Annotated in this window: 15 protein-coding genes and 2 tRNA genes; 3 read left to right on the forward strand and 14 right to left on the reverse strand. The window is 65.7% G+C overall.

The genetic code is table 11. The features are described from left to right. On the reverse strand, positions 1-857 hold an 857-nt coding region (gene purU, locus J0L98_RS12240), incomplete at its 3' end, for a formyltetrahydrofolate deformylase (protein ID WP_296412062.1). A gap of 147 nt (positions 858-1,004) precedes the next feature. Between purU and J0L98_RS12245 the strand changes: the two genes are divergently transcribed. Next, complete coding sequence (locus J0L98_RS12245) at positions 1,005-1,607, forward strand: XRE family transcriptional regulator (RefSeq protein ID WP_296412063.1); 603 nt, start codon at positions 1,005-1,007, stop codon at positions 1,605-1,607. 162 nt (positions 1,608-1,769) lie between these two features. On the opposite strand, the gene J0L98_RS12250 is transcribed toward J0L98_RS12245, so the two are convergent. Continuing rightward, positions 1,770-3,164 carry an ammonium transporter gene (locus J0L98_RS12250; RefSeq protein WP_296412064.1) on the reverse strand — a complete coding sequence of 465 codons (1,395 nt, stop codon included), beginning with the start codon at positions 3,162-3,164 and terminating at the stop codon, positions 1,770-1,772. A gap of 10 nt (positions 3,165-3,174) precedes the next feature. Beyond that, positions 3,175-3,513 (reverse strand): P-II family nitrogen regulator, encoded by a 339-nt coding sequence (locus J0L98_RS12255; protein WP_296412065.1) that lies wholly within the window; start codon positions 3,511-3,513, stop codon positions 3,175-3,177. Positions 3,514-3,938: 425 nt separating this feature from the next. Here J0L98_RS12255 and J0L98_RS12260 point away from each other — a divergent pair. Together J0L98_RS12260 and J0L98_RS12265 are read left to right on the forward strand one after the other, a co-directional pair. Next, a tRNA-Gly gene (locus J0L98_RS12260) sits at positions 3,939-4,014 on the forward strand. Between the two features lie 48 nt (positions 4,015-4,062). After that, positions 4,063-4,137 (forward strand) — tRNA-Thr (locus J0L98_RS12265). 376 nt (positions 4,138-4,513) lie between these two features. On the opposite strand, the gene J0L98_RS12270 is transcribed toward J0L98_RS12265, so the two are convergent. The 11 genes from J0L98_RS12270 to J0L98_RS12320 all read right to left on the reverse strand — a co-directional run bounded on the left by J0L98_RS12270 (position 4,514) and on the right by J0L98_RS12320 (position 14,845). Beyond that, complete coding sequence (locus J0L98_RS12270; RefSeq protein ID WP_296412066.1) at positions 4,514-6,835, reverse strand: acetate/propionate family kinase; 2,322 nt, start codon at positions 6,833-6,835, stop codon at positions 4,514-4,516. 203 nt (positions 6,836-7,038) lie between these two features. Then, positions 7,039-7,227 (reverse strand): zf-HC2 domain-containing protein, encoded by a 189-nt coding sequence (locus J0L98_RS12275; RefSeq protein ID WP_296412067.1) that lies wholly within the window; start codon positions 7,225-7,227, stop codon positions 7,039-7,041. Continuing rightward, on the reverse strand, positions 7,221-7,886 hold the full coding sequence (locus J0L98_RS12280; protein WP_296412068.1) for a sigma-70 family RNA polymerase sigma factor: 666 nt from the start codon (positions 7,884-7,886) through the stop codon (positions 7,221-7,223). Before J0L98_RS12280 ends, J0L98_RS12275 begins: the two co-directional genes overlap by 7 nt. Then, positions 7,883-8,617, reverse strand: a complete 735-nt coding sequence (locus J0L98_RS12285) for a putative DNA-binding domain-containing protein (protein ID WP_296412069.1) — start codon at positions 8,615-8,617, stop codon at positions 7,883-7,885. Before J0L98_RS12285 ends, J0L98_RS12280 begins: the two co-directional genes overlap by 4 nt. After that, positions 8,614-9,444, reverse strand: coding sequence for a DUF692 domain-containing protein (locus J0L98_RS12290; protein ID WP_296412070.1), 831 nt, complete (start codon positions 9,442-9,444; stop codon positions 8,614-8,616). The genes J0L98_RS12285 and J0L98_RS12290 overlap by 4 nt, the downstream gene beginning before the upstream one ends. Positions 9,445-9,498: 54 nt before the next feature. Beyond that, positions 9,499-9,822 carry a hypothetical protein gene (locus J0L98_RS12295; RefSeq protein ID WP_296406676.1) on the reverse strand — a complete coding sequence of 108 codons (324 nt, stop codon included), beginning with the start codon at positions 9,820-9,822 and terminating at the stop codon, positions 9,499-9,501. 208 nt (positions 9,823-10,030) lie between these two features. Beyond that, a complete protein-coding gene (locus J0L98_RS12300) occupies positions 10,031-10,504 on the reverse strand; it encodes a MarR family transcriptional regulator (protein ID WP_296412071.1) in 474 nt (157 codons plus the stop codon). Positions 10,505-10,628: 124 nt separating this feature from the next. Next, complete coding sequence (locus J0L98_RS12305) at positions 10,629-11,228, reverse strand: hemerythrin domain-containing protein (protein ID WP_296412072.1); 600 nt, start codon at positions 11,226-11,228, stop codon at positions 10,629-10,631. 22 nt (positions 11,229-11,250) lie between these two features. Then, positions 11,251-12,009 (reverse strand): ABC transporter ATP-binding protein, encoded by a 759-nt coding sequence (locus tag J0L98_RS12310; protein ID WP_296412073.1) that lies wholly within the window; start codon positions 12,007-12,009, stop codon positions 11,251-11,253. Then, positions 12,009-13,811, reverse strand: coding sequence for a branched-chain amino acid ABC transporter ATP-binding protein/permease (locus J0L98_RS12315; protein WP_296412074.1), 1,803 nt, complete (start codon positions 13,809-13,811; stop codon positions 12,009-12,011). Before J0L98_RS12315 ends, J0L98_RS12310 begins: the two co-directional genes overlap by 1 nt. Then, positions 13,808-14,845, reverse strand: coding sequence for a branched-chain amino acid ABC transporter permease (locus tag J0L98_RS12320; protein WP_296412075.1), 1,038 nt, complete (start codon positions 14,843-14,845; stop codon positions 13,808-13,810). Before J0L98_RS12320 ends, J0L98_RS12315 begins: the two co-directional genes overlap by 4 nt. Positions 14,846-14,882 lie beyond the last annotated feature (37 nt).

Genomic DNA, 14,882 nt, shown 5'->3' on the forward strand with positions numbered 1-14,882 from the left:
CGGAACACCACCGTCTTGTTGCCATGCACGAGGACGCGGTCCTCCAGGTGGTAGCGCAGACCCCGCGCCAGCACCGCCTTCTCGATGTCCTTGCCGTAGCGCACCAGGTCGTCCGGCGCATCCGAGTGATCCACCCGGATCACGTCCTGCTCGATGATCGGGCCCTGGTCCAGCTCGCTCGTCACGTAGTGGCAGGTCGCGCCGATCAGCTTCACGCCCTTCGTGTAGGCCTGGTGGTAGGGCTTGGCCCCCACGAAGCTCGGCAGGAAGCTGTGGTGGATGTTGATGATCTGGCCCGGGTAGTCGTCGCACAGCTGCGGCGACAGGATCTGCATGTAGCGCGCCAGCACCATCACGTCACCCTCCGCCTCGCGGAACAGATCCGCCACCTTCGCGTACGCCGCCGGCTTGTTCTCCGCCGTCACCGGCACGTGGTGGAACGGGATCCCGTGCCACTCCACGAAGCCCCGGAAGGTCTCGTGGTTCGAGATCACGCACGGAATCTCGATGTTCAGCTCATCCGCCTGCCAGCGCGCCAGCAGGTCGTACAGGCAGTGCTCCTGCTTCGACACCAGGATCACCACCCGCTTCTTGCGCGCGCTGTCCGAGATCCGCCAGTCCATCTGGAACTCCGCCGCGATCGGCGCGAACTTGTCCCGCAGCACCTCGATCCCGAACGGCAGCGAGTCCGCCAGGATCTCCTGGCGCATGAAGAAGCGCCCTGCCTCCGCGTCGGCGTGGTGGTTGGCCTCGGTGATCCAGCCTTGATGGCTGGCCAGGAAGCCACTCACCGCGGCAACGATGCCGACCCGGTCCGGACAGGACAGTGAGAGGGTGTAACGACGGCTCGATGACATGTTCTCAACTCCGCTGGAAGTTCATATAACGAATCATTTTTTCGTATGGTGCATTTTGTATTTCCTCGTGTCAACTATTTTTTCCTTAAGTGAAACATGCGGTGATGTGCAATAATTCCTCTGGGATTGATTGAGGAAGGACGACCGATGAGCGAGCAAGAAGGCAGCGGCAGCCTGGAGCGATACCTGGGCAACACGATCCGCGACCTGCGCCAGAAGCACGGCCTGACCATCGCCGACGTGGCGAACCTGGCCGGAATCAGCCGGGGCATGCTGTCCAAGATCGAAAATGCGCAGACCGCCACCAGCCTCGACACCCTGTCCCGCCTGGCGGCGGCCCTCGGTGTGTCCATCGCCACCCTGTTCCGGGGCTACGACGTGCGGGATGGCAGCGCACAGTTGGTGAAAGATGGAGAGGGCATGGAGGTTGTGCGGCGTGGCACCAAGAAAGGCCACACCTATCACCTGCTGGCCTATGACCAGGGGCCGACCAAGGTCTTCGAGCCCTTCCTGATCACCATCGATCACGAGTCCGAGACCTTCCCGATCTTCGAGCACCCGGGTACCGAATTCATCTACATGCTCGAAGGGGAGATCGAGTATCGCCACGGGCAGAACACCTATGTGCTCACCCCCGGCGACGCCCTCACCTTCCGGGCCGACATACCCCACGGCCCCGAGAAGCTCACCCAGTGCCCGATCCGCTTTCTCAGCGTGCTGATGTATCCCAACCCGGGCGACACGGCATGACGACAGGGCGGGGCCGGACGCATCCCTGCGCCGACCCCGCCCCGACCCCACGAGAGGTCTGATTGATCGCAGCGGAGGCTTCCCGGCCAGCCGCGGCCGGCCGGGAGATCGCTCAGGCGGGGGCGGCAGCGCCCCCCGCATCGAACGATGCGCTGCCATGGCTCAAACGTGATAGGCGGATTCGCCGTGGGCGCTCAGGTCCAGCCCCTCGCGCTCGTCCTCCTCGCTGACACGCAGGCCGATGGTCACGTCGATCAGCTTGAAGGCGATCCAGGACACCACCCCGGACCACACCACCGCGGTGCCCGCCCCCCAGGACTGGGCCACCAGCTGGGCGCCCATGTCGTAGGCAGCCGGCGCATTGGCCACGTAGTCCCACACACCGGTCCCCCCCAGCTCCGGGGAGGCGAAGACACCGGTGAGCAGCGCACCCAGGATGCCGCCCACGCCATGCACGCCAAACACGTCCAGGCTGTCATCCACGCCCAGCATGCGCTTGAGGCCATTGACGCCCCAGTAGCACACGATGCCGCCAAGGAAGCCCATGATGATGGCGCCCATGGGGCCGACCAGGCCGCAGGCCGGGGTGATCACCACCAGGCCGGCAATGGCACCGGACACGGCACCCAGCATGGAGGGCTTGCCCTTGAAGAGGGCCTCGATCACCGTCCAGGCCACCGTGGCCGCGCAAGCTGCCACCAGGGTGTTGAAGAAGGCCAGGCCGGCGGTGGCACCGGCTTCCAGTGCCGAGCCCACGTTGAAGCCGAACCAGCCCACGAAGAGCAGCGAGGCGCCAACCAGGGTCATGGTCAGGCTGTGGGGGGCCATGGATTCACGACGGTAGCCGATGCGCGGCCCCACCATGTAGGCACCCACCAGCGCGGCCACGCCGGCATTGATGTGCACCACCGTGCCACCGGCAAAGTCCAGCGCCCCCTTGTTGAACAGGAAGCCGGCAAACTCGCCCGCCTTCGCAGCAGCCTCGGCCGAGGTGAAGGCATCCGGGCCGGCCCAGTACCAGACCATGTGGGCCATGGGGATGTAGGAGAAGGTGAACCACAGCACCATGAAGATCAGCACCGCCGAGAACTTGATGCGCTCGGCGAAGCCCCCGATGATCAGCGCCGGCGTGATGGCTGCGAAGGTCAGCTCGAAGGAGGCAAACAGGTATTCGGGCAGCACCACACCCTTGCTGAAGGTGGCCACCACAGTCTCCGGTGTCACCCCCTTCATGAACAGCTTGTCGAAGCCGCCGATGAAGGCATTGCCATCGGTGAAGGCCAGGCTGTAGCCATACACGGCCCACAGCACGCCGAGCAGGCAGAAGATCACCAGGGTCTGCATCAGCACGGAGAGCATGTTCTTGGCGCGGACCATGCCGCCGTAGAACAGACCCAGGCCCGGGGTGGCCATCATCACCACCAGCAGGGTGGCGGTGATCAGCCAGGCGGTGTCGCCCTTGTTGGGCACCGGCGCGGGTGGCGCGCCATCGGCCCAGCCCGGGGTGGAGAAGAGGGCGGCAAGGAGTACGGGGGCGAAAGCGAGAAGACGGTTCATTGGAATCTCCTCAGATGGCGGCCGCGCCGGACTCACCGGTGCGGATGCGGACAGCGCGGGCCAGGTCGAAGACGAAGATCTTTCCGTCGCCGATCTTGCCGGTGGCTGCGGCCTGTTCAATGGCGGCAATGGCGGAATCAAGCACGTCGTCGTGGACGGCAGCCTCGACTTTCACCTTGGGCAGGAAATCCACCACGTACTCGGCACCCCGGTAGAGCTCGGTGTGCCCCTTCTGACGGCCGAAGCCCTTCACGTCGGTCACGGTCAGCCCCTGCACGCCGACGGCGTTGAGGGCCATGCGGACCTCGTCGAGCTTGAAGGGCTTGATGATTGCGCTAATCCACTTCATGGCACCCTCCGCGGCGGATGACATGTACGGCCGGGACGGCCGGACTGCTTTGCTGGATCTTCATGGGACATCGCTCCTTTTTGCACTCAATGAAAAAAAGTTTCTTCTTGAGAAGCAGAAGCTGTGCCAAGCGCCAACGACACGAAAAATCAAGGATTTAGCGCCAGAGGACAGAGTTTCATGCACAGAAACATGGCGTCCCGTGGCGGCCCTGCACCAAGAATGAACCTACCTACCCCGCCGGCCTCGGATACCGCCTTGTAATACAAGGACATTTGCTGCCCGGGGCAGCCATGGCCCGCCCCCCGGGCCGACCAAGAATGAAATTTTTCAATCGAAGCCTTCCAAAATCGCGGGTTTCAGGTATAGTGCCGCCCTTCGGACAAGGCGCACGCAGCACGCGTCGGCAATACGTACAGTCCATTGCGGCAGTAGCTCAGTTGGTAGAGCGCAACCTTGCCAAGGTTGAGGTCGAGAGTTCGAGACTCTTCTGCCGCTCCAGTTTTCGGTCCTCCGGGCAGCAGTCCGGTCAGGACACAGCGGGACACCGCTCATGTAGCTCAGTGGCAGAGCACTCCCTTGGTAAGGGAGAGGTCGGCAGTTCAATCCTGCCCATGAGCACCACCCGATTGGCAAAAAGGCCGGTTCCAAAAGGAACCGGCCTTTTTTGCTTTGTCCGTGGGTACCAGCCAGGGCGGAACGCTTCAGCGGCTGGAGGAACCGTAGGGGCGACTTCAGTCGCCCGCGGACTTCGATCAACGGACGGCGCATGGTATTACGTGCGGGTGGGCGACTGAAGTCGCCCCTACAAGTCGCTCCTACACGTCGCCCCAACCAGCCGCCGCTTCGGAAAAAGCCGCATCGACCATCAGACGCTGCGGAGGTCGAGTGAATTCGCCCCCACAAAGGCAGCGGCCGGCTGCATTCCCATGCCTGAATGCACAAGGGGCGACCGAAGCCGCCCCTTGTTCCGGGAACAAGGGGGCCAGGCCCCCTGCCCTCAGAGCCGGCTCTGGATCTCCTCGATGAAACCCTGCATGCCGGTGCGGATGTTGCCTGCGTTGCCTTCGTCGGTATCAATGTGCATGGCCAGGCGGTATGCCGGGTTCACCCGCACCACCACGTCACCGAAGATGAGTTCGCGCTCACCTTCGATCCGCACGCGGACGATGTACTTGTCGCGCACGCGGAAACGCAGGGCGTCTTCGGGGGTCATGTGGATGTGGCGCTGGGCACAGATGACGCCCCGCTCGATGGTGGTGCTGCCGGCCGGGCCTTCGAGGGTGATGCCCGGGGTGTTCACCAGGTCGCCGGATTCGCGGATGGGGGGCTGGATGCCGACCTTGAACTGCTCGGTCATGGCGATCTCCACCTGGGTCTCCTTGCGGGTCGGGCCGAGGACGCGCACGTTGGCGATGCGCCCCTTGGGGCCGACCAGGTGTACCTTCTCGGCGCAGGCGAACTGGCCGGGCTGGGACAGTTCGTGCTCGGGGGTCAGCTGGTGGCCGGGGCCGAAGAGCTTGTCCACATCGGCCTGGCACAGATGCACGTGGTGGGCGGAGATCTCGATGGGGATGGCGGGCGCGTCTTCGGCACGGGCTTCGAGGAGGAGCTGATTGCGTTCGATGGCGCGCAGGGTTTCCCAGGCCACCAGACGCTCATCGTCGTTGGTGATGACGATGATGGTGACCGGTGAATCGTCGGCGGAGATGATGGCGTGGGAGCCCACCAGACCGAGGTTGCGGTTCTTCTCCTCATCCAGCTTGATACCCATGTAGCCAAGGCCCTGGCAGGCCAGGCTGCGCACGGTGGCGCTGGTCTCGCCCACGTCGCCGGTGAAGGCCAGCACGTCGATGCCGCCCATGGCCGCCACGTAAGCGCCGATGTTCTTGCGCACCTGGTAGCAGAAGGCCTTGTGGGCCAGCAGGGCACGATGGTGGCCATTGCTGGCGGCGGTCTCGATGTCGTGGATGTTGCTGGAGATGCCGGAGATGCCCTTCAGGCCGCTGCCGGTGTTGATCAGGCTGGAGAGTTCCTCCGGCGACATGCCCTGGTGCTGCATCAGGTGGATCATCACCGCCGGGTCGATGCTGCCGGAACGGCTGGGCATGATCAGGCCATCGGTGGGCGTCATGCCCATGGTGGTATCCACCGAGCGACCGTGGTCGATGGCGCACAGGGAGGCGCCGATGCCCAGGTGACAGGACACCACCTCGAGTTCGCCGAGGGGGCGCTGGACGACTTCGGCGGCCTTCAGGGAAACGTAGCGGTGGGACGTGCCATGGAAGCCGTAACGGCGGATGCCTTCCTGCTTGTAGAGGTCGTAGGGCAGGCCGTAGAGGTAGGCGTAAGGCGGCAGGGTCTGGTGGAAGGCGGTGTCGAAGACCGCCACATGGGGCACGCCGGGCAACTGCTTCATGGCCATGCGGATGCCCTCCACATTGACCGGGTTGTGCAGGGGCGCAAACACGGAGAGGGCTTCAATCTCGGCGATCACCTGCGGGGTGATGACCACCGCGCTGGAGAACTTGCTGCCCCCATGGACCACCCGGTGCCCGACGGCAGTGACGTCCTCGGGATGGAAGGTGAAGGCGTCGCCGAGCAGGTGGGTGGCCTCCTGCATGACCCGGAACAGCTCGGAGATGGGGAAAGGCTCGCGCATCTGCGTCTTGACCTGGGAGCCCACCATCACGGTGATGCACACCACGGCCGGATCGGCGTTGTCAACGATGCCATGGACGTCGGAACCCATGTCCTTGGTGTCGTAGATGCCGAAGTGGATCTGGCTGACGCCCACATTGAGGGCGACCACCTTGCCCGGCTGGCCGGTGACCAGGGACAGGGCGTAGGGGTCGTCGGACTTGGCTGCGCTGGGGGTCTGCCCGGCAACGATGTCCAGACTCATGTTGCGCATGCGATCGAGCAGCAGGCGTGAAAGGTAGGCAATGGCCTTGGGATTGGTCAGGATGTGGGCGTTGAAGACCGCATGGGGGATCAGCAACACGTAGCAGCGGTTGCCGGCGATCACGTCGGCGGACAGGCGCTCGCCGGTCAGGATGGACATCACCCCAAAGACGTCACCCGGCCCCAGTTGGCTCAGCACCGAACGGGTGCCGGTGTTGTCGGTGACGGAGATCTCCGCATGACCGGTGATCAGCACACCGAGGTACTTGCTGTCGTCGCCGGTCTCGAGGATGGCCTCGTTGCCTTCATAGCTGGCCAGTTGGCCCTGGCTGACGATGTCGTCCACCTTGTCGGCCGGGAAGTGCTCGAAAAGGCGTACCTGTTCGAGGAAAAACTGCTTCAGGTCAATTTCGCTCACGCTGATTCTCGCTTCATTGGGTGGTGCCATAACCGACAGGATAGTCCCGCTGCTGCGATGCAGCAAAGCACATTTGCCGCATCGCCATCTGCGATCGCCGTTTGGCGGCCAAGGCACAAGGGGCAGCATGCGGCGCCGCAACAGGCTAAACCTCTCCTGTGACGGTCATTCGCGGGAAATCTGAAGGTTTGCTGCTGAAGAGTTCAGTTCGGGCCGTCGTCACGGCCCATGAAGCTTCGGCTCACCTTGCGGAGGACATAGATGTTTTGCCGGAAGGCCCGGCAACCACGACAGAAGAGGAGGTGCAGGCGCAGCGCCAGGTACTCACGCTTGCCCAGGGGTCGGTCAAGGGCTTCGGAGAGGAGCCGCGTGGTGTGCTTGCAGGTCAGCATCGGGCCGCCTCCGCGCCGAACCAGCCCTCCGAGAGACACTGACGCAGACCGGCCCGCGCCCGATGGAGGATCACGTTGCAGTTTCCGGTGCTCAGGTCCAGGGTGGTGCAGATCTCGTCGGTCTCGAGACCAAGGAACTCGCGCATCATGAATACCCGGGCGGTGCGGGCCGGCAGCACTTCCAGGCAGATCTCGAAGACTTGCCAGAACTGCTGCTGTTCGAGGGCTTCCTCGGGGTTGCCCCACGGCCGCGGACGGCTCACCGGGCTCCAGTGTTCGTTCTCCCGGAACAGGGCGTCGAAGGCTTCGTCCATGTCGGCCTCGTCCCGCTCCAGGCTGGAGACCTGTACCGTGCGCCCCCGCTCGCGCAGGAAGTCGATGACCTTGTGGCGCACGATGGTGAACAGCCAGGTCTTCAGGGCCGAACGGCCGGCAAAACGCTCGATGCCCTTGAGGGCGGCCTCTATGGCCTCCTGCACGGCATCCTCGGCGGCCGCATCATCCTGAAGCTGCAGTCGGGCAAACTTGAGCAGCTGGGGACGGAAGCCGGAGATGAGTTCGGTGTAGGAAATGGCAGTCATGGCATGCGGATGAATGCGGTTGGGAACAGACAGCAGGGGCGGCAGCGCCCCTTTTTTCAGCATAGCAGGGAAGCTCATGCTGTCGTCCCCAGCAGTACGCCAAGCCGACGCAAATCGGCCAGACTGTGCCGGCCGAAATCCATGAAGGCGGCGTCCGGCGCACGCCCCAGTTCTGCGGCAAGGCGTGCCAGGGCGTCACCCCCGGATACCCGGCCGTCGGCCAGCAGGGCCAGCAGACGCGCAGTGGCGGTGCTGGTCTCGACAAAGCACACCTCATCGGCGGCATCGCGGAACACCAGCAGGTGCACCGCTGCCGGGCGCCGCGGACGAAAGGCCGGCCCGATGCGGTGGACCGGCCACTGGAAGGCCAGGGACAGGAGGGCCGGATTGACGACGGGACACCCGGCCAGGAGATCGCCGTCGGCCAGATCGGCGGGCGGCACGGTGTCCATCACGTCCACGGCCAGCTCGGCCCATTCGTAGCGGGCCAGCTCGACAAACCAGCGCGGCAGGCGCTGGCCGGTACCGGCCTCCAGGTAAGTGACGAACTCCCGCGGGATCTCGCGGAACCAGGAGGTCGCGCAGGGCCAGTCCCGGTAGAAGGCCCGGCACAGGCGGGTCCACCGGACCTCACCGAGGCAGTCCCGGCCCACCGGGAAGCAGCGGTCGAGGAAGCTGCGCAGGTTGTTGAAGAGCAGTTCCTCGTACACCGCCATGCGCTGGCGCGGCACACCGGCCGGCACGGGAGCCCTTGCACCGGCCCGGATGCGCCGGCCGAAGGCCAACTGAAACTCGCGCAGGCGGCTCATCGGGCGGCTCCGGCCACCTGCAGGCGGGCGATGCGGGCCACCTCCTCCGCCAGTTCGGCGAGGGGCGGAAAGCCGAAGTCCCGCTCCAGGCAGGTAGGCACCGGGCCGGTGTGGCGGTAGGCCTCGGCCAGCAGATCCCACACCGGGTCGATGACCGGGGCGCCATGGGTGTCGATGAGCAGGCCGTCATCCTCCACATGGTGGCCGGCCACATGGATGTAGCAGGTGCGTGCCAGCGGTAGCGCACGGAGGAAATCGAAGGGGTCGAAGCCGAAGTTGCGGGCATTGACCAGGATGTTGTTCACGTCCAGGTGGAGCAGGCAATCAGCCTCGTCGACAACAGCGCGGATGAAGCTGGCCTCGTCCATCTCGGCGCCGGGGGGCGTGACGTAGCGCGAGGCGTTCTCGATGCCGATGCGGCAGCCGAGTACGTCCTGGGCCTGGCGGATGCGGGCCGCAGCCCAGCGCACCGCCTCGCCGGTGCAGGGCAAGGGCAGCAGGTCGTAGAGCTGGCCGGCGTCGTTACTCCAGGACAAATGTTCGGTATACAGGCCGATGCCGTGCGTCGCCATGAAGTCGCGGGTGCGCAGGAGCAGGTCGGTATCGAGGGGCCGCTGGCCGCCCACCGACAGGGACAGGCCGTGGCACACGAAGGGGTAGCGTTCGGTGAAGGCGCGCAACTGGCGGGCCGAACGGCCGCCCATGCCGGCCCAGTTCTCCGGGGCCAACTCGAAGAACTGCACGGCGTCCGGAACACCGGCTTCCAACTCGGGCAACAGCTCGCGGCGGAACCCAAGCCCTGCCCCGACGGGCATGCGTGCGTGCATGTCAGACGCTCCTGGCACGGGGCGGGGCCACCCAACCCCGTGCGGCACGGACTCTTACTTTTTGTCGGCGGCGCACTTGCCGTCCATCTTCTTGTCGCCGCCGCAGCTGGCGTCCTTTTTCTTGTCGGCGGCGCATTTGCCATCGGCCTTCTTGCCGGCAGCGCACTTGCCCTCCATCTTCTTGTCGCCGGCACACTTGCCGTCCATTTTCTTGTCCCCGCCACACTTGCCGTCCTTGGCCTTGGTGTCGGCCTGAGCCAGCTGATAGCCCCCCTCCAGGGACTTGGCGGCAAAGGGGTTCTCACCGGCGTGGGCGGCACCGGCAAGGGCCAGGGAAGTGGCAAGGGCGGCGGTCAGGCCGGAAGTGGTCTTCTTCATGATGATCTCTCCTGTTGGAATCGGGGGCGCCGGCAGGTGGCCGAAGGGCCACGCAGATACCTGGTGCTGGTCATTGGTCGGACGGACGGGGCGCTTGTTACACGCACCGTGAAAATATTTTTCGGCAGGCTGGATCCGTCCTGGCGCGCGGACACCCCAAAGCATGGCGTCCATTGCCCCGACGGCCGTCCGCCCTGCCGGAGGCCGCTCAGTGATCGGCCAGGTTGTTGAAGATCTCTTCGAGGTCCTGGCTGATCCGCATCAGGCGGGCTTCGCTTAGGTCGCCGTAGCCACGTATGAAGATCTTGCTGGTGGCCTGCTGGATCTCGGCCAGCAGGTTTTCGCCCTTGGGCGTCATGGAGACGTCGGTAATGCGCGCGTCATCCGGGTTGGTGGCGGTGTGCACCAGGCCCTCGTCGCGCATGCGCTGCACGATGCGGGTGATGGTGGACAACTTGATGATGGCGTGGGTCGCGATCTCGGAGACGCTGAGGGTGCCGTGATTCTTCAGCAGGTGGAGCACGCGCCGGGTCGGAACGTCGGTGCCCAGTTTTTTCAGGATCTGCTCCATCTGCTGGGTGTAGATGGCATGGACCCGGGCCAGCCAGTAGAAGGGGAACTCCTCGTAACGGAAGTTCTCGCTGGTCGGCAGGAAGCGGCTGTTCTTTTTTGCGCGTGGCATATCGGAATGACGGTTTGAAGCCCTTGAAACCCGGAGTCGGCCAGGCCGGCCACCGGCCTCGGGCATGATACCCGCTCGGGCGCCTGTCCGGCAGCGCCGGACGACGCCCGCGCCGGCCCTGCCCTCAGTCCGCCTTGTAGGGGCCGGCCCCCAGGCCGATGGGCTCGGGGGCGGCGGCCACCAGGCGCGAGAAGATGCGCGCAAAATCCTCCGGGCCATCGGGCGGACGGGTGCCGCCCATGGGATCGGGCTTGCCGGCAAAGCCGGCATTCGCAATGGCCCAGTCCTCAGCGGTGAAATATTTGTGCACCAGGGGCAGGATCTCCCGCTCCTCGCGCATCATGTGCTCCCGATAAAAGGCAGCGAAGGCCTCGAAGGCGGCCACGAAGCCCTCGAAGGCGCCGGGCTCGCCATTGGCATAGCGCTGCACGGCCACTTCGAGGGCCTTGATGCGGTCGTTGCCCCGGGCGTGCTCCTCCTCCAGGGCGGCGATGGCTTCGGCGCCTTCTGCGGTGCGCTGCTTGAGCAGGGCGAAGATGAACTGGTCTTCCTTGGGGTGGTGACGTTTCTCGGGGTAGGCGTCCAGGTAATGAACCATGGCCCGCAGCAGCCCCATGTCGGGCTGCAGGGTGCCGGAGCCGATGTCCCGGAGCATCAGCCGGATGGCGTGCAGGATGGCCGCCAGAGACTGATGTTCGTCGATCATGATGCGCAGGGCTTCCATTCGTGTATCTCCTTGAGTGCGCTCAGGTGGCGAGCATCGCCTGGTGTTTGCTGCCTAGACCCAGATAGGCGTCGATCACGCGGGGGTCGTCGGCGAGCTGATGGGCCGGGCCGTGCATGGCGATCTGGCCGGTCTCAAGCACGTAGGCATAGTCGGCCACCTGCAGGGCGGCGCGGGCGTTCTGCTCCACCAGCAGAATCGACACGCCGCGGCGGCGCAGCTCGGCGATGATGCGGAAGATCTCGCGCACGATCAGCGGCGCCAGGCCCAGGCTGGGCTCGTCCAGCATCAGCAGCTTGGGCTTGGCCATCAGCGCACGGCCCACGGCCAGCATCTGCCGCTCGCCCCCCGACAGGGTGCCGGCCAGCTGGCTGCGCCGCTCCTTGAGGCGCGGGAACAGGGCATAGATCTCTTCCATGGTATTGGCGTGATCGCGCAGGCCGCTGCGGTAGCGCTGGAAGGCGCCGAGCAGCAGGTTGTCCTCCACGCTCATCTCGCTGAACAGCTCGCGCTTCTCGGGCACCAGGTTCATGCCCCGGGCCACCATGCGCTCCACCTCGGGCACCAGCTCGATGCTCCCGTCGAAGGCCACCTGACCCTTCGATTCGAGCACCCCCATGATGGCCGACAGCATGGTGGTCTTGCCGGCGCCATTGGGGCCGATCACGGTGACGATCTGGCCCTCGCCCACGGTCAGGCTGGCATTGCTGAGGGCTTCGACCTTGCCGTAGGCAACGCTGAGATCACGGATCTCCAGCACGGTCTTGTTCGGATTTGCCATCACTCCACCCCTCCCAGATAGGCTTCGAGCACTGCCGGGTCCTGCTGGATCTCGTCGGGCAGGCCTTCGGCGATCTTCTGGCCGAATTCCATCACCACCACCCTATCCACCAGGTTCATCACGAAGTCCATGTCGTGTTCGACAATCAGCGTGGCCAGGCCTTCGGCACGCAGCTTGCGCAGCAGGTCGGCGAGGGCCTGCTTCTCCTTGTGACGCAGGCCGGCGGCCGGCTCGTCGAGGAGCAGCAGGCAGGGGTCGGCGCACAGGGCGCGGGCGATTTCCAGGATGCGCTGCTGGCCCAGGGCCAGGCTGCCGGCCTCGGCGTGCATGAACTCACCCAGCCCGACCCGCTCGATCTGCCGGGCGGCCTCCTTGAGCAGGCGCGCCTCCTCGGTCCGATCCAGGCGCCAGGCCGCCGACAGCACGCCCTTGCCACCGCGCAGATGGGTGCCGATGGCCACGTTTTCGAGCACGCTCATGGTGGGCAGCAGCTTGACGTGCTGGAAGGTACGGCTCATGCCCATGCGCGCGATCTGGCGCGAGTCCTTGCCGGCCACCGGCTGGCCCAGGAACAGCACCTCGCCGGAGGTGGGCGTATCCACCCCGGAGAGTTGGTTGAACATGGTGCTCTTGCCGGCGCCGTTGGGGCCGATCAGGGCCAGGATCTCACCCGCCCTCACCTGCAGGCTCATGTTGTTGTTGGCCACCAGGCCGCCGAACTTGCGGGTCACGTTGCGCGCCTCAAGGATCACCTCGCCGGCCTTGGGCGGCGTGCGGCGCGGCAGGGCCTCGGCCGCTGCGTCGATGGTCTTGGTGTCCACCCGCAGCGGCACGATACGGCGCAGCAAGGGCCACAGGCCGCCCCGGGCGCGCTGCAGCACGACGATCATCATCAGGCCGAAGACGATCACCTCGAAGTTGCCGGCCTGCCCCAGCAGCTTGGGCAGGATGTCCTGCAGCCACTGCTTGAGCAGGGTGATCACCCCCGCCCCCACCAGGGCACCCCAGACATGCCCCGCACCGCCGACCACGGCCATGAACAGATACTCGATGCCGATGTGCAGGCCGAAGGGCGTCGGATTGACGAAGCGCTGCATGTGGGCATACAGCCAGCCCGAAGCACAGGCATGCAGGGCGGCGATCAGGAAGATCACCATGCGCGAGCGGGAGGTATCCACGCCCATCGCCTCGGCCATCACGATGCCGCCCTTGAGGGCACGGATGGCCCGCCCCTCGCGGGAGTCCAGCAGGTTCTGGGTGGTGAGCACCGCCACCAGCACGAAGGCCCAGATCAGGTAGAAGATGCGCTCGCCGGTATCCAGGCTCAGGCCGAAGAGGCTGATCGGCGGAATGCCGTTGAGGCCGGAATGCCCGCCCAGGCTCTCCGAGGTGCCGAACAGGAAGTACAGGCTCATGCCCCAGGCCATGGTACCGAGGGGCAGGAAGTGGCCCGACAGGCGCAGGGTCAGGGAGCCCAGCAGGACGGCCACCACGGTGGTCAGCAGCAGGCCGGCCAGCAGGGTCAGCCAGGGGGAGCTCCCCACCCAGGCGATCCAGCCAGGCAGGGAAGGCAGGGTTGTAAGGGCGGCGGTGGTGTAAGCACCAAGACCCACGAAGGCTGCCTGGCCGAAGCTGGTCAGGCCACCCACCCCGGTGAGCAGCACCAGCCCGAGGGCCACCAGCGCATACAGGCCGATGTAGTTCAGCAGGGTCACCGAAAAGGGCGACAGGAACAGGGGTGCCGCGGCCAGCAGGGCCAGAAAGCCCCCCAGCACCAGGCGCGGCGAGAGCTTGGCGTTCATTCTTCTTCCTCCACATGGCGGCTGGTCAGGGAGCGCCACAGCAGCACGGGGATGATCAGGGTGAAGACAATGACTTCCTTGTAGGCACTGGCCCAGAAGGAGGAGAAGGACTCGAGCTGGCCCACCAGCAGCGCACCGACGGCCGCCAGCGGGTAGCTGGCCAGCCCGCCGATAATGGCGGCCACGAAGCCCTTCAGCGCAATCAGGAAGCCGGTGTCGTAATAAACGGTGGTGATGGGCGCGATCAGCACCCCCGACAGGGCGCCGATGAAGGCCGCCAGGAAGAAGGTGAGCTTGCCGGCCAGGGCTGGGGAGATCCCCATCAGCCGCGCCCCCACCCGGTTCATGGCGGTGGCCCGCAGGGCCTTGCCGTACAGGGTGCGCTCGAAGAACTGGAACAGGGCCACGATCAGCGTCACCGAGACGGCGACGATGAACAGGGTCTGGCCGGGCACGGTGAGCGGGCCGAGCGCCAGGGAGGCATCCGAGAAGGCGGGGGTGCGCTGGCCTTCGGCACCGAAGAACAGCAAGCCCAGGCCCACCATGGTCAGGTGCGCTGCCACCGACACGATCAGCAGGATCAGGATGGGCGCCGAGGCGATGGGCTGATACACCAGCCGGTACATCTGCGGCCCCATGGGCACCACGACGGCCAGGGCCAGGGCTACCTGGGCCAGCTGTGGCAGGCTTTGCAGCGGGAGCACCGATACCAGCGCGGCCACCCCCAGGGGGTAGACCAGGTTCCAGCCGGCCACGCCGAGCAGGCGCCCGGGGCGGCCCGAGCGGAGGGCCGGCACGCCGTCCACCACCGTCACAGCCACCCCGAGGCCCACCAGCAGCCACACGGTGGTCGGCACCACGCCGGCCTGCAGCATGGCCAGGGTCAGGGCGCCGTAGGCCACGAACTCGCCCTGGGGAATGAAGATCACCCGGGTGACCGCAAACACCAGCACCAGGGCCAAGGCCAGCAGTGCGTAGATCGCACCGTTGGTGATGCCGTCCTGCACGAGCATCAACGCAATCTGAAATTCCATGGGGAAACCCTCGTACAAGACACCGCCCGGGGGCGGA

This window comes from Zoogloea sp. (genome assembly GCF_017302315.1).
Taxonomy (GTDB): Bacteria; Pseudomonadota; Gammaproteobacteria; order Burkholderiales; family Rhodocyclaceae; genus Zoogloea.